Annotated in this window: 15 protein-coding genes; 3 read left to right on the top strand and 12 right to left on the bottom strand. The window is 70.6% G+C overall.

Going from position 1 to position 17,958, the window contains the following annotated elements; genetic code table 11:
* Positions 1–101: 101 nt before the first annotated feature.
* The 4 genes from HUW46_RS39650 to HUW46_RS39635 all read right to left on the bottom strand — a co-directional run bounded on the left by HUW46_RS39650 (position 102) and on the right by HUW46_RS39635 (position 6,415).
* Complete coding sequence (locus tag HUW46_RS39650; protein WP_215543817.1) at positions 102–1,109, bottom strand: pentapeptide repeat-containing protein; 1,008 nt, start codon at positions 1,107–1,109, stop codon at positions 102–104.
* Positions 1,110–1,122: 13 nt separating this feature from the next.
* Positions 1,123–1,776, bottom strand: a complete 654-nt coding sequence (locus HUW46_RS39645; protein ID WP_215543816.1) for an acVLRF1 family peptidyl-tRNA hydrolase — start codon at positions 1,774–1,776, stop codon at positions 1,123–1,125.
* 64 nt (positions 1,777–1,840) lie between these two features.
* Positions 1,841–4,663: a S8 family serine peptidase gene (locus HUW46_RS39640; RefSeq protein ID WP_215543815.1), complete on the bottom strand. Its 2,823-nt coding sequence runs from the start codon at positions 4,661–4,663 to the stop codon at positions 1,841–1,843.
* A gap of 198 nt (positions 4,664–4,861) precedes the next feature.
* Positions 4,862–6,415 carry a deoxyguanosinetriphosphate triphosphohydrolase family protein gene (locus HUW46_RS39635; protein ID WP_215550397.1) on the bottom strand — a complete coding sequence of 518 codons (1,554 nt, stop codon included), beginning with the start codon at positions 6,413–6,415 and terminating at the stop codon, positions 4,862–4,864.
* Positions 6,416–6,492: 77 nt separating this feature from the next.
* Here HUW46_RS39635 and HUW46_RS39630 point away from each other — a divergent pair, with 77 nt between their 5' ends.
* Both HUW46_RS39630 and HUW46_RS39625 read left to right on the top strand, forming a co-directional pair.
* Positions 6,493–7,596: a lycopene cyclase family protein gene (locus HUW46_RS39630; RefSeq protein WP_215543814.1), complete on the top strand. Its 1,104-nt coding sequence runs from the start codon at positions 6,493–6,495 to the stop codon at positions 7,594–7,596.
* Between the two features lie 106 nt (positions 7,597–7,702).
* Positions 7,703–9,424, top strand: a complete 1,722-nt coding sequence (locus HUW46_RS39625; protein WP_215543813.1) for a GGDEF domain-containing protein — start codon at positions 7,703–7,705, stop codon at positions 9,422–9,424.
* On the opposite strand, the gene HUW46_RS39620 is transcribed toward HUW46_RS39625, so the two are convergent.
* From HUW46_RS39620 to HUW46_RS39610, 3 genes are all read right to left on the bottom strand, one after another.
* The gene (locus HUW46_RS39620; RefSeq protein WP_215543812.1) at positions 9,408–10,061 is read right to left on the bottom strand and encodes a response regulator transcription factor; all 654 of its coding nucleotides are present in this window, start codon (positions 10,059–10,061) and stop codon (positions 9,408–9,410) included. The genes HUW46_RS39625 and HUW46_RS39620 overlap by 17 nt on opposite strands.
* Entirely contained in the window at positions 10,058–11,299 is a 1,242-nt protein-coding gene (locus HUW46_RS39615) for a sensor histidine kinase (RefSeq protein ID WP_215543811.1), read from the bottom strand. Before HUW46_RS39615 ends, HUW46_RS39620 begins: the two co-directional genes overlap by 4 nt.
* A gap of 73 nt (positions 11,300–11,372) precedes the next feature.
* Positions 11,373–11,909: a snapalysin family zinc-dependent metalloprotease gene (locus tag HUW46_RS39610; protein WP_215543810.1), complete on the bottom strand. Its 537-nt coding sequence runs from the start codon at positions 11,907–11,909 to the stop codon at positions 11,373–11,375.
* Between the two features lie 210 nt (positions 11,910–12,119).
* On the opposite strand from HUW46_RS39610, the gene HUW46_RS39605 reads away from it, so the two are divergent.
* Entirely contained in the window at positions 12,120–14,072 is a 1,953-nt protein-coding gene (locus HUW46_RS39605; RefSeq protein WP_215543809.1) for an ABC1 kinase family protein, read from the top strand.
* On the opposite strand, the gene lepB is transcribed toward HUW46_RS39605, so the two are convergent.
* The 5 genes from lepB to sufC all read right to left on the bottom strand — a co-directional run bounded on the left by lepB (position 14,002) and on the right by sufC (position 17,942).
* Positions 14,002–14,763, bottom strand: a complete 762-nt coding sequence (gene lepB, locus HUW46_RS39600; RefSeq protein WP_215543808.1) for a signal peptidase I — start codon at positions 14,761–14,763, stop codon at positions 14,002–14,004. The genes HUW46_RS39605 and lepB overlap by 71 nt on opposite strands.
* A 185-nt stretch (positions 14,764–14,948) precedes the next feature.
* Positions 14,949–15,362 carry a metal-sulfur cluster assembly factor gene (locus HUW46_RS39595; protein ID WP_215543807.1) on the bottom strand — a complete coding sequence of 138 codons (414 nt, stop codon included), beginning with the start codon at positions 15,360–15,362 and terminating at the stop codon, positions 14,949–14,951.
* A 6-nt stretch (positions 15,363–15,368) separates the two neighbouring features.
* A complete protein-coding gene (sufU, locus tag HUW46_RS39590; RefSeq protein ID WP_215543806.1) occupies positions 15,369–15,830 on the bottom strand; it encodes a Fe-S cluster assembly sulfur transfer protein SufU in 462 nt (153 codons plus the stop codon).
* A 3-nt stretch (positions 15,831–15,833) separates the two neighbouring features.
* Positions 15,834–17,120, bottom strand: coding sequence for a cysteine desulfurase (locus HUW46_RS39585; RefSeq protein ID WP_215543805.1), 1,287 nt, complete (start codon positions 17,118–17,120; stop codon positions 15,834–15,836).
* A gap of 51 nt (positions 17,121–17,171) precedes the next feature.
* Entirely contained in the window at positions 17,172–17,942 is a 771-nt protein-coding gene (gene sufC, locus HUW46_RS39580) for a Fe-S cluster assembly ATPase SufC (RefSeq protein ID WP_215543804.1), read from the bottom strand.
* Positions 17,943–17,958: the final 16 nt, after the last annotated feature.

Here is a 17,958-nt window from a genome sequence, read left to right as displayed (position 1 = left end):
GACAGCTGCGACGGGCCGGGCGTGACCCGGCACCGGAGCTATTCCCTCATGATCTCCTGAAAACCCACGACGCTAAGTATACGGGCGCCGGTCCACCGAATTTACCTCGCGTGGGGCTTCTCACCCGCGGGCCTGGTCAGGCGGCCGGTGTCGAACCCGTCGGGCCATCGGGTCGCCCCGTCCGCGAACGCACCGGCGAACGCGGTTCCGGTCAGGTTCGCACCACGGAAATCCGCCCCGCAGACGTCGGCGCCGCCGAGGTCCGCACCGGTCAGATCGGCTTCCCGGAAATCGACCCCGCGCACCCTGGCGCCCGCGAACTGGACACCGCCGAGGTTGGCGTTCCTGAACACGGCGCCTTCGAGGTTCGCCCGGCGCAGATCGGTCCCCTTCAGATCGCTCGAGTCCATGCGCACCCCGCGCAGCCACGCCCGCGCGAGATTGGCGTGCCGGAGCTGGGTGTCGACGAGGCGGGCGTTGTGCAGTTGCAGGCTCCTCAAGTCCACTCGGGACAGATAGAGCCGCGGCCGGTTCTTCGAACACGGCACGCGGCCGAGGATGTCCAGCGCCGCTTGGATGTCCGGCGCCCTGACCTGGAGCCACGACACGCTTTCGTCCACCGTCGGAGTGGGATGCTCGGGACCGTCCGGCGCGCCGACCGCCCACGGCGCGTGGGTGCGGACGAAGGTGGCGAGGAGGAACTGGATCGTGTCGCGGTCGGCGGGCGAGTTCCGCGCGACCCGTTCCAGTGCGTACAACCCGCCGATGCGCACGTCGCGGTTCTCGCTGCCGACGTGGTCGACCGCGCGCGTGAACCGTTCTGTGAGCTGCCCTTCTCGGTTCACGTGCACCTGGCGCCAGGTGGCGGCCGCGCCCGCGACGACGAGCACGCCCGCGATCGCCTGCAGCACCGTGCCCCGCACGTTGTTCTGCAACTGGGCTTGTGCCTGCTGGAGGCCGATCCTGGTTTCCGCGCTGCCCACCCCGCGGAGATCGGCATCGGTCAGCGACGGGTGGAACCACCCCGGCGCGAGGGTGAGGCAGACGATCGCGAGCGCCACGAACACGATGCCGCCCGCGACGAGGCGCCAGAAAGTCGACCGGGTCACGACGCGGATCTTCTCACGCGTCGCGGACGACGACCTCCACCGCCAGCGCCCGCTTCGCGGCCTCGTCGAGCACCGACCGCCGCGGCTCGGCGACATCGAGCACTCGCGGCAGCGCCAGCGCGAAGACCCCGCTGAGGCGGCGGTCCCGCCGTACCTCGTCGAGTGCCGCGCGATCACCGCCGAGCACCACCGCATCCAGTTCGGGCAACCGGGTCCCGAGCACGTCCGCGGCGTCGGACGCGGCCGCGCGCACCGCCTGCCGCGCCTGCGCGTCCCGTCGCCGCGCGAACCGCTGCTGCGACCAGCCGCCCGCCGCCGACCTGCCGTGCACGAGGCGCCCCGCGGTCCGCGACACCACGACCCGGCCGCCTTCCGCGACACCGACGCTGTGCCCGCCCAGCCGGACGAGGAGCAGCCCGATGCGACGCGGTGCGTTCGCGTGGGCGATGAGCGCGTCGAGGTCACCGGGAGCGTCCAGTGGCGGGAACGGGACGGTGACGGTCGCGGTGGCCCCGTTCCCGGCGGTGACGACGACTTCATCCGCACCCGGCCGGGTGTGCGCGATCCCGCCGTTGCGGTCCGCGAACCGGGCGAACCAGCCGCCGAGCCGCTCCGGCGCCACCTCGACCGCGCGGCCGCCACCGGCGACCCGACGCGTCCTGTTCACCGGCTCACCGTACGTCGCGCGCGGCACGGGTGCCCGCGGGAAAACCCGCGGGCACCCGCCCGGCTCAGCTCTCCTGCTGAAGGAAACCGTTGACGTGCAAGGAAACCGCGCGGATGGACCCGGAATCGCCCGCGACGCCGTCGATCACGGAAAGGGTCCACGTGCCGTCCACCGCGTTCGCCCGCAACGCCGAAAGCGGGTTCTGCGGCCGCCACGTCCCGGTGTACGGCGCGTTCGCCGCGGTCACCGTGCTGAACGCGTTCGCGGTGTCGTCGGCGAAGACGACCTTGCACAGGTTGTTGCCCGATCCGCCGTTGCGCTGCAGCAGAATCGCCTTCGAGCCGTCCGGCGCGGTGAGCGTCGCGGTGAGGTCGTTGACGTACGAGTGGTCGATCCCCACTGTCGTCGCGCCCACGTCCGTCGTGCAGGCCGTCCCGTCGATCGAAACGGTCAGCTTCGCCGCGCGCCCGACACCGGACACCTGGATCGGGACGCCCGCGCCCGCCGGGTTGCTGTCCGGGATCGGCACCGGCGGGCCGGTGTAGGCGAAGGTGCGCGTCTCCGGCGACGGCTGCCCGACGCTCAGCGCGAACTGCTGCGTGGTCGGCGAAAGCGACCCCGCGAAGGTCACTCTCGCGGCGAGCACCACGGTGCTGCCGAGTTGCTGCGAACCGGGCACCGTCACCGTGAACTCGTTGATCCCGGTCTGGTGCGGGCTGATCGTGCCGTACGACTTCGCCCTCGGTGCGATCGTGACGCCCGACGTGGGGCTGGTCAGCACGACGTTGGTGGACACCGCGGTGCCGTCGCCGTCGTTGACCACCGGCAGCGCCACCGTCGCGGTGTCGCCCGGCCTCAGGTGACCGCCGCCGGAGGTGACGATCGGCTGCCGCGCGACGGCGAGCGGCTGCGGGCTCGCACCGGTGTAGGCGAGCACGCGGTCGGCGAGGAGCACCCCGGCTCCGCTCACCTCGTCCCGCCCGGGTGTCTCGATGTCGACCGCGGTGGAGATGAGCGCGTCGCGCACCTCGGATCCGCGGATGCCGGGATTGCCGGACAGCACGAGCGCCGCGATGGCCGCCGCGTGCGGAGCCGCCGCGGAGGTACCGAAGAACGGGTCGAACCCGCGCACGCTCGTGCGCACGCCGTCGGCCGCGGTGACATCGGGTTTGGCGCGCACCTCTCCCCCGGTGGAAGACACGTTGCCCGGGGTGATCGGCGTGCCGTTCGCCTCGTAGAACACCCGCCGCGGTCCGTCGGACGAGAACCGTTCGACCTTCGACGCCTCGCTGAACGTGCCGGGGAACGGCCCCGCCGGGTTCGCCGGGTCACCCGGTTCGAGCGGCCTGCCGAACGCCTTCGCCGCGGGGGTGGCCGCGACGCTGAACGCCTGCCGCGCCGCGCTGTGCCCGAAGGTCATCCCGGGCGTGTTGTACGCCTTGAGCCCGTCGGTGGAATCGGAGAACCGCCCGCGCAGCGCGGAAAGCGAAAGGTACCGGTTTTCGCCGGAGTACTTCACGACCGCGATCCGCAGGCCCGACCCGCCGCCGGCCGGGGTGTCCAGCCGCTCGTACGGGTCCTGCGTGCCGGTCTGGTTGTCCTGGCTGAGGCTGACCACGTTGCCCGCCTGGTCGAACAGGTAGAGGTCGTAGTCGTTGGCGGACGCGCCGAGCGGGTCCGACCAGAACAGGTTCACCGGGATGCCCGCCGACGAAGCCTTCGAGACCGGTTCGTAGATCTGGACTCCCGCCGTCCCCGCGAAGTTGTGCGCGCTGCCCTGGAACTTGCCCGCGGTCAGCCCGGAGTCGACGAAGTCGCCCTCCCAGTGCGCCGCGGTCCCGTCGCGGACGCTGCCTTCGTTACCAGCCGAGGAGAAGTACAGCGCGCCGTCCGCGGTGACGTCGTTGACCGCCTGCGCGATCATCCAGTCCTGGAACGGCGATTCCTTGAAGTAGATGACGTCGTCGACGAGCACGTCGCAGTGCGACTTGAAGCGCAGCGTCCTGATGTTGTCGGCGAAGCTCGCGTCCGAGGTGAACGCGGTGGCGAAGCCGAGCTTGGCGCCCGGCGCGACGTCGTGCAGGATTTCGAGCATCGCGGTGCCCTCGTCGCCATCGCCTTCCTGACCGGCAGGCACGTCGACGTCGGCGGGCAGTTCCCCCTTGGCCTTGGACGCGGCGAGCGAGTCGACGCCGTCGGACAGCGCGCACACCTTGGTGCCGATGCCCGTCACGCCGAACTGCTGGCGCGCCGTGTCCGCGTTGTGCGCGCGGTCGCCCTCGCTGGTGATCGTGGCCGCCGCCACGGCGCCCTTCAGCTCGGCGCCGATCCGCGCCGCTTTGTCCTCTTTGGACTCCTTGGCGGCGGTGGGCGCGTTCGTGTTCGCCGCCCGGTCCGGTGCCGTCGGCGCTTCCAGCTCGCGCGCCGTCATCGCCCGGTCCGCCACCTCGATCCGGCGGACGTCGCCCCGTTCGGCCAGCGCGCTGATCCGGTCGAGCGGCAGCTCCACCCGCACACTGGCTTCCCTGACCGAGGTCGCGCGCACCGCGCCGCCCGCCGCACCGAGCGCCGCGAGCAGCTCGTCACCGACCTTCTCGGCCCTGACATCGACCAGCACGGTGCCACCGCGGGAAACGGTGACCCCGGTCCGGAGCGCTGGCACGGCCACCGCGGTGCGCCCGGCGCGCAGCTTCCGCTCCACCAGCAGCTTGCTGTCTACTTTGGACTCGGCCTTGCTCTCGGTCTTCTTGAGCGCCTGCAGCGCGGCGATCTGCGCCGCGGTGGTGGCGGGGATTCCGGCAGGACCGGTGCCGGCCGCGGCACCGGCGGTCGCGGGGACCGCCAGCCCCAGTGCGGCGGCGAGACCCGCCGCCCCCGCGGCCAGCACCGCTCTTCTGCCTCTTCGTGAACGAACTCGACGCACGTGCGCCTCCGAGTTTCTCGGCGCGTGCCCCGACTCACGCTGACCAGCACCGGCGATCACCGGTTGAATCAAGCTAAGTACTCACCGCAATGGCTTACATCAGCCTTTCGAGTGATGCACGAACCGGATTTTCCGATCACAGAGCGCGATTCTCCGTTGTCGTCACAGGACGAACGACTCGGACCAGGGTTGGGAGGCCCTGCCGGACAAGGCGTCCAACAGGGACACCGCCTGCTTGTCCGTCAACGAGGACACGAAGTCGATGACCGCGCGACCGCGCGCCAGCTCGTACACCGCGTCGGTGCCCCGCACGGGTTCACCGGTGGCACCGACCAGAAGTTCCGGCTCCGCACGGGCGATCCCGGCGTACTCCGTTCGCGCCAGTTCGACGAGATCGCGCAGCCGCCGCGGCAGCCGGTACGCCTCGTCGCGATCGACGAGCCACGCGTCCAGCGCGTCGACGAGGGTGGACACCAGGCTCGCCTGCCCGCGCTGGTGCAACGCGAGATCGGGGCGCAGCAGGACGAACCGCCGATGCACGAACTTCAGCACCTGTACCTCGTGCCACTGCGCGGTGCGCAGCGTCAGGTGCCCCGTCCTGGTCGGCGGTGACGGGGTCAGCAGCACGCCGTCGACCAGCCGCGCGGTCCAGCGGGCGGAAAACGCCGCGAGCGCCTGCTCGGCCTCGATCGACCCGTCGAACGCGCCGGAAAGCAGGTCGTCGACCAGTTCGCTGCGCACCCTGGCCACCGCGAGGGCGAACGCGTCGTCGTCGACGATCCACGAATCCTTGGCGTGCAAGCGCCGCCGCAGCCGTTCGAGCGACCGGCCGGGACGGCGGGCCTGCGAATCGAGCGTCTCCGCGTCGAGCCCGGCCAGTTCGAGCGCGTTCGCCGTCCAGCCGCCGAGCTCGGCGGCGACCTCGGCGTGCTGCAGCACCCCGATCCGGTGGAAGTCCTGCAGGTCGTGGATCGCGTAGGCGATGTCGTCGGCGGTGTCCATCACGGACGCTTCCACGGTCTGCTGCCACGGTTCGACGCGGCCGGCGAACGGCGCCCTCGCCTGCTCGAAATCGTCCCATTCGGTGCTGTAGGCGCAGAACTTGCTCGACCCGGTGCCCGGCGCGTCGCCCGGCTCGGCCGCCCCGCGCGGCGGAACGGGCATCTCCGACGGATGCGGCCGCGGCCGGTGCAGCCGGGACCACGGGTACTTCAGCACCGAGGCGCGCACGGCCGCGGTGAGATCGAGCCCCACCGCGGACGGGCCCCGCACGTCGGTGGTGGTCAGGATCCGGAAGGTCTGCGCGTTGCCCTCGAACCCGTCGGCGAGGTTGAACCGGTGGCGCGCCACGCGATCGAGCACGCCTTCGCCGAGGTGCCCGAACGGCGGGTGGCCGAGATCGTGCGCGAGGGCCGCCGCCTCGGCGACATCGGGATCGAGCCCGCCGAGCTTGCGCGCCAGTTCGGCGGCATCGGGCGAGGCGAGCAGCCGTTCGGCGATCGACCGGGCCACGGTCGCGACCTTGAGGCTGTGCGTGAGCCGGTTGTGCAGCAACCCGGACCCGCCCGCGCTGACCACCTGCGTGACCCCGCCGAGCCTGGCGAAGAACGGCGAGCTGACGATCCGGTCCCGATCCGCGCGGAACGGGCTCACCGCCAGGTCCGCGGTACCGGCCGCGCTGTCCCGTCGTGCCGCCCTCGGGTCCGGCTCGTCCATTCCTCGCATGCGCACCACCGTAACCAAACGCGGCCACCACCGTCCGGCCACACCGGACCTGTGGTGTGATCGGTGCCGTGGTGGATGTCCTCGTGGCGGGCGCGGGTCCCGCGGGCTGGTCGGTGGCCGCGGCGTGCGCGCGCGAAGGCCTGCACACCGCGCTCGTCGACCCGGCGCCGTCGCGGCCGTGGACCGCGACCTACGCGCTGTGGCGAGACGAACTGCCCTCGCTGCCGGACTCGGCGATCGCGGCGGCACCGGCCACCACTGTCGCGTTCGGACGGACGAGGCACGTGCTCGATCGCGAATACCTGGTGCTGGACAACACCGGTCTGCGGCACTGGGTCACCGACGAACGGGTGGAACTGCGGCAGGGCAAGCTCGACTCGACTGTCCACGGTGGACACGGAAGCACCGCCGTACTGGCCGACGGATCCCGCGTGGCCGCGGCGATCGTGGTCGACGCGCGCGGCAGCCGCCGGCGCGCAGGCGCGCGCACCGAGCAAACCGCTTACGGGGTAACGCTTTCCACCGCGGAAGCGGCCGCGGTGACCGGCGGCGCCACCGCGCTGTTCATGGACTGGCGGAACTCCCCCACGTTCCTGTACTCCGTCCCGCTCGGACACGATCGCGTACTGGTGGAAGAGACCTCGCTGGCCCGCAAACCCGGCCTGCCCCTCGGCGTGCTCGCGGACCGGCTCCGCGCCCGGCTCGCCCGCGCGGGCGTCACCGAACCGCGCCGACGCGAACGCGTGCGAATCGCACTCGACACCCCGCCGTCACTACGCGGCAGCACGCTCGGCTTCGGCGCGGCGGGCGGATTCGTGCACCCCGCGACCGGGTACAGCGTCGCCACCTCGCTCGCACTCGCGCCGGCGGTCGCCGCCGCACTCGCCGACGGGCTGCCCGCCGGCCCCAGCCGGGCACTGCGCGCCGCCCGCCACGCGGTCTGGCCCGCGTCCGCGCTCGCCGTCCACCAACTGCGCCGGAAGGGCCTGCACGCGGTGCGGTCGATGCCCGACGACGCGCTGCCCGCGTTCTTCGACCTCTTCTTCGCGCTCCCGACCGAGCTGCACCGCGCCTACACATCGGGAAGAACGGACATCTCAGGCACCGCCTCGGCGATGGCACACCTGTTCAGGACTGCGCCATGGCGGTTACGCACTCGTCTCGCTCTGTGAGAATCCGGCCTCGGGATTACACCGATACGGCTAACCCCGGTGCCATCGCGATGAACAGTAGACGACATCCGTATCGGATTCCGGGTACTGCGGCGACTATCTGTGCGTGGCTGTCTCGCCGAGTGTCCGGTTCGCCTTCCAGCCGTTGTACAGCTTGCACACCGGCGGTGTCGTCGCGCTCGAAGCGCTGGCACGGCCGAGCAAGGGGTCAGCGAACGAGCTGCTCGACCACGCGCGCAGAGAACGACGTCTCGTGGAAGTCGACGTCGCGCTCGCCGCGGGCGCCGTGCGCTACGAGGCCGAGCAGCAGACGCTGCTGCCCCTGCACCTCAACCTCACCGCGGCGACCGCGGCCGCGCCGGAGAGCGCGCTCGACCCGCTCCTCGACGCACTCGCCAAGGTCGGCCGCAGGCCGCGCGAGGTGGTGCTCGAACTCGGCCCGCCGTTCACCACCACGTGGCCGGAGCAGCTGCTCTCCGGGATGAAGCGACTGGGCGACCTCGGCTTCCGGCTCGCGCTCGACGGGCTCGGCCGCAGCGACCTCCCGCTCACCCTGCTCGCCACCGCGCCGGTCGACGTGCTCAAGCTCGACCGCAGCCTCCTCCAGCGCCTGCCGGGCGAACCGGGGGCGATCGCCGTGGTCGAAGCGCTGCTGCACTACGCCTCGCGCGCGCAGGCGCGGCTCGTGGCGACCGGCGTCGAGACCGACGCCCAGCTCGACATCGTCCGCGAGCTCGGAGTCCGGATCGCGCAAGGAAACCTGTTCGGTGCCGCGGGCGAGGACACCCAGTGGATCGGGGTCCGCACCGCGGCCACGCTGGAGCCCGGCCAGCACCGCACCACCGGCGGCGGCGCCGTGCCCTCGAAGCGCGTCGGCGACTTCCTCCGCCAGGCGAGCACCCTGCCGCACACGGCCACCTGCGAGGACGTCCGCACCGTGCTGGCCGCGGACGACGGGCCGTCCGGCATCGTCGGGGTCGACGACGACAACCGCCCGCAGTGGTCGATCGACCGGACCAGGTTCCTGCTCGCCGTCACCGGGCCCTACGGCCACGCGCTGCACGCCAAGCGCTCGGCCGACCGGCTCGCGGACAGCCCGCACACGATCCACACTGAAGCAGGCGCGCTCGAATTCCTCGAACTGGTCACCGACGCCGACTGGAGCCGCACCGGTGACGACGTCGTCGTGGTCGACGACGACGGCCGCTGCCTCGGCGTCGTGCTGGTGACCGAGGTGGTACGCGGTGTCGCGGAGGCGAAGGTCGAGGCCGCCGCCGCGCTCAGCCCGCTCACCCGGCTCCCCGGCAGCGAAACGGTGGCGCGCGACGTCGACCGCCGCATCGCCTGCCGCGAACCGTTCGTGGCCGCGTGGCTCGACGTCGACTCGTTCAAATCCGTCAACGACAACGCCGGGTTCGCCGCGGGCGACGACCTCATCCGCGCGCTCGGCCGCACCCTCACCGATCTGGAGGCGCGGCTGTCGAAGATGACGGTGAGCCACGTCGGCGGCGACGACTTCCTCATCGCCTGCGACGTCGACGAAATCAGCACGGTGGCCTCCGCGCTGCTCGACACCCCGTGGAGCGCCGAAGGCATGGCGGTGACGGTCTCGCTGGCCACGCTGGTGTGTTCGACCGCGACGATCAGCACCTACCGCGAGGCGTCCCGCATGCTCGCCCCGCTCAAGAAGCGCGCGAAGGCCGTCGCCGGGTCGAGCTGGGTGCTCGGCAGGCCGGACTCCGATCGCATCGACGTGCTGCGCGGGCTGACGCGCACCCGCACCGCGCTGCCCGTGCCGCGCGACGAGCGGATCAGCAAGCCGGTGTGATGAACCCCGACTCGTAGGCCCTGATCACCGCCTGCGTCCTGTCCCGCGCGCCGAGCTTCGCGAGCACGTTGCCCACGTGCGTCTTCACCGTCTGCACGCCGAGGAACAGCTTCCCCGCTATCTCCACATTGGACAGTCCGGCGGCCATCAGCGTGAGCACTTCGGACTCCCGCTCGGTCAGCGACGCCTTCGCCAGCGCGTCACGGCCCTTCTCCCGCGGCCGGTGCGCCTCGGCCAGTCTGCGGATGGCCGCGGGGAACAGCAAGGACTCCCCCGTCACCACGGTGCGGACCGCGGTGACGATCTCCTCCGGCCGCGCGCGCTTGAGCAGGAACCCGCTCGCACCGGCCAGCAGCGCGTCGTAGACGTAGTCGTCGTTCTCGAACGTGGTCACCACGACGACCTTCGGCGGCTCGTCCATTGTGGACAACAAGTGCGTTGTCGCGCGGATGCCGTCCACTTTGGGCATCCGGACGTCCATCAGCACCACGTCCGGACGCAGCCGCGCGACCATGCCCGCCACCTCGGCACCGTCACCGGCCTCCCCGAGCACCTCGATATCCGGCTCGGAGTCGAGGATCGCGCGCAGGCCCGCCCTGATCAGTTCCTCGTCGTCGACGAGCAGCACCCCGGTCATACCGCGCCCCACGGCAGTTTCACGCCGACCTCCCAGTGTTCTCCCGCACGCCCGGCGTGCAGTTCGCCGCGCAACACGTCGACCCGTTCCGCCATGCCCCGCAGTCCCCTTCCGCCGCCACGCCGTTCCGCGGGCGCCTGCTGCCCCAGCGGATTGCGGACCAGCAAGTCCAAACGCGACTCGCCGACCGCGACGCGCAGCGTCACCGGCACCTTACCGGCGTGGCGCACCACGTTCGTGAGGCATTCCTGCACGATCCGGTACGCCTCGCGGGACACCACGGGTGGCAGTGCGGCGAGCTCGCCGGTCACCTCGGACTCGACCTCGACGCCGGCGAGACGGGTCGCCGAAAGCAGCGCGGGCAGCTCGCCGAGGCTCGCCTGCGGCGCCTTCCCCGACGTTTCCTCGCGCAGCAGCCCCAGCACGTGGTCGAGATCATCGAGGGCCGCGCGCGCCGAGTCTTCGATCGCGGTCAGCGCGCGCTCGGTGAAATCGGGGTCGCGGCGCAACGTCCGCCTCGCCGCGCCCGCCTGGATGGTGACGACGCTCAGCGCGTGCCCGACGGAATCGTGCAGTTCCCGCGCGAGCCGATTGCGCTCCGCCAGCCGTTCGGTGCGCCGTTCGAGCTGGGCGATCCGCTCGCTCGGCGACACGTCCAGCAGCCGCGTCGCCGTCATCGCCAGCAACCGGACCGATCCCGCGACGACGTACAGGAAGACCAGCGCGCCCAGCAGAGCGACCAACGGCACCCAGATCCCCGCCCAGCCCTTCGGGACCTCGAGCGCGGACTGGTCACTGCCGAGCGCGAGCCTGCCGGTGAACGGCCCCGCGATCGAAAGACCCACCGCGATCGGCACCAGCAGGCTGATCGTGCTCAGCACCCCGCCGACGAGCACGTGCACCACGACCATCGCACCGCTGCGCCACCGCTGCCGCCAGTCGTGCACCGGCCCGAACACCGCGTCGGGCACCGGGTCACCGAGCAGTTCGCGCACCGCGGTGCCTTCCAGCACCCGCACCGGGGAGAGCAGGGTCGTGCCGGCGAGCACGAGCAGCGCCAGCACGCAGCTGACCACGAACGCCTTCGGCACCTCCAGCACCACCGGGAGCACCATCGGCACCACGACCGCGACCAGCAGCAGGTACGGCACCAGCATCGCGCCGCCCACGACGAGGTAGATCCACCCGCGGTAGGTGGACCGGCTCACCACCGGGCCCAGCACCCGTCGCAACGCCATGCCGGAATCGTCGCAGACTCCGGCAGCGAAGCGCCTCCCTCCCGCGCGGGAGGGAGGCGCCACCACCGGGGAATCAGTCCCGGAACGTCTTCACCACCGTGGCGAGCCCGTTCGCGAAGTTCTCGTCGACCTTGGCCGACTCGTTCGCGTCCGGCTTCGCGTTCTTGCACGAAGTGCCGGGGCCGTGCCCCGACATCAGCTCCGAGCACGGGCCCTCGTAGTGGTCGGGGAGCCCGAGGTTGTGCCCGATCTCGTGCGCCGCGATCCTCGTCGGGTCGTTGCCCTCGTCGACCTGGGTCGAGTCGATGTAGATGTCGCCGTGGCCGTGCCCGTCGGTCTGGGTGTAGGAGCCCTTGCCGTCGTGGGTTTCGTGGATGATGATCGTCGCCGAGCCGCCCTTTTCGAGCTTCACGTTCTTCACGGCGTTGTTCCAGTTCTCCGCACCCTGGTCGATCTGCGCGACGTAGTCCGGCGCGCCGGAGGAGTCGTAGTGCAGGGTGGTCACCGTCGGCGCCGCGTTCGCAGGCCCGCCACCGAGCAGCTGCGCCGCCAGTGCCGCACCCGCGATCACCAAGCCCGCCGCCGCCCGCCTGCCCGTTGAAGCACTCATGCCGTCTGCCTTTCCGGCTGGAAGTCGTTCTGCTGCGGAGAGTCACGCTAAGGGGTCGGAAAGTTGCCAACCACGGCCAAAAGTAGGAAGTGGTTTCACCGAATCCCGTTCACTCCTTAGCGGGAGGAAGGACACCCGCGAGTACGACCCGTCGCCGCGCCCACCGTGGTTTGATCCGTTCCGATATCCGCGTCGACCGTTCGGAACGTGATGACCTCTCTCCTGTACGGCCTGCTGAGCCTGCCGTTCTTCGTGCTGATGCTGTGGCCGCTCGTGGTCGCCTCGCGCCGCGTGCTCGGCGTCCGGATCGGCACGCTCCGCACCCTCGTCGGCGCCGGGTTCGGGTGGGCGGTGGCGGGATCGGTGCTGTACTCCGTGCGGGGCGCGTGGTCACGCGAGACGTTCGCCGGTCTGCTGATCCCGATCGCGGGATGCGCCTTCCTCACCACGCTGCTGTTCCTGTTCGTGGCGGAAATGGCGGTCCCGAGCGGCGGTGGCCTCGGCCTGCTCGGCAGGCTGCGGGCGGTCAAGGGCCGGTTCTCCCGCGCCCGCCGGTATTCGCAGATCACCCGCATCGCGGTGAGGCACGGCCTCGGCCCGTACCTCACCGGGCGGCGCGCCACCGGCGACGTGCGGCACGCCAAGCTCGCTCGTTCACTGCGCAAAGCGCTCGAAGAAGGCGGAGTAACCTTCGTCAAGCTCGGGCAGGTGCTCTCGACCCGGCCCGACGTGCTGCCACCGGTGTTCATCGACGAGCTCAGCAAGCTGCAGGACCAGGTCGCGCACGCGCCGGTCGACGAGATCGAACGCCTCCTGCGCGAGGAACTGGGCGCGGCACCCGACGAGATCTTCGCCGAATTCGATCGGGAGCCGATCGCGGCCGCCTCCATCGCGCAGGTCTACCGCGCGCGGCTCAAGTCCGGCACCGACGTCGTCGTCAAGGTGCAGCGGCCCGGGATCGAGAAGAAGGTCGACCGCGATCTCGACATCGTCCGCCGCGTCGCGGAATCGTTGCAGCGACGGGCGAAATGGGCGCGGGCGCTCGGCGTCGTCGATCTCGCCGAGGGGTTCGCCGAAGCGCTGGCCGAGGAGCTCGACTTCCGGGTGGAGGCCCGCAATCTCGGCGCCGTGCGGGCGGCCTACACCGGAGACGCCATCGCGTTGCCGAGAGTCCATTCGCGACTGTCGACGGACAAGGTGCTGGTGATGGACCGGCTCGACGGCACCCCGCTCGGCTCCTCCGGCGGCCGGATCCCGGACGGCGACCGGGCACCCTTGGCTCGCGCACTGCTCGACTGCCTGCTGCGCCAGGTGATGCTGCACGGCGTCTTCCACGCCGACCCGCACCCGGGGAACGTGCTGCTGCTCGCGAACGGAAAGCTCGGCCTCCTCGACTTCGGCTCGGTCGGCAGGCTCGATTCCGGGCTGCGCGGCGGGTTGCAGCAGCTGATGCTCGCGATCGACCGCGCGGACCCGGCAGCGCTGCGCGACGGGCTGCTCGAAATCGTGGACCGGCCGGACGACATCGACGAACAACGGCTCGAACGCGCGCTGGGCGCCTTGGTGGCCAAGCACTTCAGTCACGGAGAGGCACCCGACGTGGAGATGTTCACGGACCTCTTCCGGATCGTCGCCGAGTTCGGGCTCGCCATCCCGCCCGCCATCGCGGCCGTCTTCCGCGCGCTCGCCACCGTGGAAGGCACGCTGGCGCTGCTCGCGCCCGGGTTCAACATCGTCGTGGAGTCCCGTGCCTTCGCCGACGCGCAGATCGGCGCCCGCATGCGCCCGGAAACCCTGCGGGACACCGCGACCGAGGAGTTGCTGAGCCTGCTTCCCGTGCTGCGCCGGATCCCTCGCCGCATCGACCGGATCACCGGCGCCCTCGAACAGGGCAGGCTGTCGGTCAACGTCCGCCTGTTCGCCGACGAACGCGACCGCGACGTGGTCACCGGGCTGGTGCACGAGATGCTGCTCGCGTTCGTCGGCGCGGCCACTGGCGTGATGGCCGTGCTGCTGCTGGCCAGCACCGGCGGACCGCGCGTCGCCGACGACCTGACGCTCAACCAGGTGTTCGGCTACAACCTGCTGGTGATCAGCGCGCTGGTGGGTCTTCGCCTGCTGTTCGTCGTCTTCCGCTGGAGCGCACAACGAGCGCGGCGATGAGCGCCACGACGAACACCGCGAGGCCGCCGATCATGAACCAGCTCCCGGTGCGGTACCCGGTGTCGCGCACCGGCGTACCGGGAAGCCCGGCCGCGGTGAACGCCTTCGTCGGGTCCAGCGCCTGCGCGGAGAAGATGCTGCCGGTGCCCACCACGACACCGCTGATCTTGCCGAGCGGGATCCCGCCACTGCTCGCCGCCGTCGCGTACGTCCGCGAGTCGTCCGAGCTGTCGCGCTGGTCCCCCGCGACGAAAACGGTGCCCTCCGGGACCTTCACCGAGAACGACTGATCGGCGTAACCGGCGGGCCGCACGTAGTCCTCGGTGACCGCCTTGCCGTTGATCGTGAGCCGCGTGCCCGCCTCGCAGCACGCCACGGTGTCGCCACCGACGCCGATGACTCGTTTCATCGTCGGGCCGCTCGCCTTGCCACCAGGGTAGGCCGACAGGTCGAAGACGACGATGTCCCCGCGGTGCAGCGCGCTCGGCGGCACCGGTGAGACGATCGCCTTGCCGCTGGCGGGCATGGTCGCCGCCATGGTGGTCCGGTCGTAGTCGAACGTCTCGTAGCCGAGGACCTTGACCACGCCGACGATCCCGACCACGAGCCCGGCGACGGCCAGTACGAGCGCCAGCGCGAGGCGACGGGAAAAGCGGCGTCGCGGAGGTGGCGGGAAGTTCGATTCGGTCACGGTCGCCCCATCGTCACCTTGTCGCGGACGTTACGTCCTTTGTGGACGGACCGGCCCCTCGGCCCGTGTCGTTCATCTTGCCACGACCGGAACGACCGCCCCAGAGCGGTGCCGTATAGGTCGTTATACACCGATCGAACGAGAAAGCGCCCCGGCGCGGGCCGGGGCGCTTCCTTCGAGGCGGTTCAGACGGTGAAGCCGAGCGCGCGCAGCTGCTCGCGGCCGTCCTCGGTGATCTTCTCGGGGCCCCACGGCGGCATCCAGACCCAGTTGATCCGGAAGTCCTTCACCAGGCCCGCGCTGCCGACCAGCACCGAGGCCGTCTGGTCCTCGATCACGTCGGTCAGCGGGCAGGCCGCCGAGGTCAGGGTCATGTCGATGGTGGCGGTGTTGTCGTCGTCGACGTGGATGTCGTACACCAGGCCGAGATCGACGACGTTGATCCCCAGCTCGGGGTCCACCACGTCGCGCATGGCCTCTTCGAGGTCCTCGATCTTCGCCACGTCGGCACCCGGGTTCGCCTGCTGCTCCGGCAGGTCCGCGGCGGTCCGACCCTCGCGGTGTTCGGGCACCTCGGTCGTCTGAGTCTCGTCAGTCATGATCCTTCACTCTTTCGGGGTCGTGGTGGTGGCCGCCACCCCAGAATCCGCCACCGCGGCCTTGAACGCCATCCAGCCGAGCAGCGCGCACTTCACGCGGGCGGGGTACTTGGCGACGCCGGCGAACGCGATCCCGTCCTCCAGCACCTCCTCGTCCGGCTCGACCTGTCCCCTGCCCTGCATCAGTTCGACGAACGCGTCCATCGTGCCGAACGCCTCGTCCACCGTCCTGCCGACCACCAGATCCGTCAGCACCGACGTCGACGCCTGGCTGATCGAGCAGCCCTGGCCCTCGTAGGAGACGTCGGCGACCTTGTCCCCGTCGATCTTCACGCGCAGCGTCACCTCGTCGCCGCAGGTCGGGTTGACCTGGAACGACTCGGCGTCGAAGGGATCGCGCAGGCCGCGGCCGTGCGGGTTCTTGTAGTGGTCCAGGATGATCTCCTGGTACATGCTCTCCAGGTTCATCGCTCACACCACTCCGAAGAACTTCTGCGCCTCGCGCACCCCGGACACCAGAGCGTCCACTTCGGACAGCGTGTTGTAGAGGTAGAACGACGCGCGCACGGTCGCCGGGACCGAGCAGCTCCGGTGCAGCGGCCACGCGCAGTGGTGCCCGACGCGCACCGCGATGCCGAGGCTGTCGAGCACCTGGCCCGCGTCGTGCGGGTGCACCCCGTCGATCACGAACGACACCGCGCCACCGCGGTCGACCGTGTCGGTCGGCCCGATGATCCGCACGCCGTCGATCCCGCCGAGCCCGGCCAGCGCCGCCTCGGTCAGAACGTGTTCGTGCGCGGCGACGCGCTCCATGCCGACCACCGAGAGGTAGTCGACCGCGGCACCGAGCCCGACCGCCTGCGAGGTCATCGGCGAACCGGCCTCGAACCGCTGCGGCGGCGGCGCGAACGTGGTGCCCTCCATCTTGACCAGCTCGATCATCGAACCACCGGTCAGGAACGGCGGCATCGCTTCGAGCAGTTCACGGCGTCCATAAAGGACACCGATCCCGGACGGCGCGAGCATCTTGTGCGCGGAGAACACCGCGAAGTCGACACCGAGATCGGCGAAGTCCACCGGCGAGTGCGGCACCGACTGGCAGGCGTCGAGCACGGTCAGCGCGCCGACCTTCTTCGCCTTCTCGGTCAGCAGCTTCACCGGGTTCACGGTGCCGAGCACATTGGACTGGTGCGTGAACGCGAGCACCTTCGTCCGCTCGGTGATCAGTTCGTCCACGGTGGACAGATCGAGCCTGCCGTCCGCGGTGACGCCGAACCAGCGCAGCGTCGCACCCGTGCGCTGGCACAACTGCTGCCACGGCACCAGGTTCGCGTGGTGCTCCATCTCGGTGACGACGATCTCGTCACCCGGCCCGACCCGGAAGCGCTCCGACTCGGGCCCCGCGGTGGCGGCGTTGCTCATCGCGAAGGCGACCAGGTTGATGCCCTCGGTGGCGTTCTTGGTGAACACCAGCTCCTGCGGGGAGACCCCGACGAACTCCGCGGTACGCGCGCGGGCGTACTCGTAGGCGTCGGTGGCCTCTTCCGCGAGCTGGTGCGCGCCCCGGTGCACGGCCGCGTTGGACGTCTCCAGGAACCGGCGCTCCGCGTCCAGCACCTGGGTCGGCCGCTGCGAGGTGGCGCCGGAGTCCAGGTACACCAAGGGTTTCCCGTCCCGGACGGTACGGGACAGGATGGGGAAGTCGGCGCGGATCGCGTCGACCTCGATCGGCAGAGAGTTAGCAGTGGTGGTGGTCACTGGGCCAACCCCTCTCTCGGTGCGTTCGGACTCTCCGAAGTGGACTGAACGTCAGGCGGTGGCGGGCTCGGCCTTGCCGACGTACTTCACGTAGCCGTTTTCTTCCAGCTCGTCGGCGAGCTCCTTGCCACCGGACTCGACGATCTTGCCGCCCGCGAACACGTGCACGAAGTCCGGCGTGATGTGACGCAGGATCCGGGTGTAGTGCGTGATCAGCATGACGCCGACCTCGTTGTTCGACTTGTACTCGTTCACGCCCTCCGACACCACGCGCAGCGCGTCGACGTCGAGGCCGGAGTCGGTCTCGTCGAGGATGGCGATCTTCGGCTTCAGCAGCGAAAGCTGGAGGATCTCGTGGCGCTTCTTCTCACCACCGGAGAAGCCTTCGTTGACGCTGCGCTCGGCGAACTCGGACGAGATGTCGAGCTTGCCCATCTCCTCCTTGACCTCCTTGACCCAGTGGCGCAGCTTGGGGGCCTCGCCACGGACCGCGGTGGCCGCGGTGCGCAGGAAGTTCGACATCGAGACGCCGGGCACCTCGACCGGGTACTGCATGGCGAGGAAGAGGCCCGCGCGGGCGCGCTCGTCCACGCTCATCTCGAGCACGTTCTCCCCGTCGAGCAGCACCTCGCCGGAGGTCACTTCGTACTTGGGGTGACCGGCGATGGCGTAGGACAGCGTCGACTTGCCCGAGCCGTTCGGGCCCATGATCGCGTGCGTCTCGCCCGACTTGATGGTCAGGTTGACGCCCTTGAGGATCTCCTTGGCGCCTTCGTCGGTGGTGACGGAGGCGTGCAGGTCCTTGATTTCCAGCGTTGGCATGCTCTGTTTCCTGTGT

This window comes from Amycolatopsis sp. CA-230715, from assembly GCF_018736145.1.
In the GTDB taxonomy this organism is placed as follows: domain Bacteria; phylum Actinomycetota; class Actinomycetes; order Mycobacteriales; family Pseudonocardiaceae; genus Amycolatopsis.
This window is presented reverse-complemented; position numbering and strand designations above follow the sequence as displayed.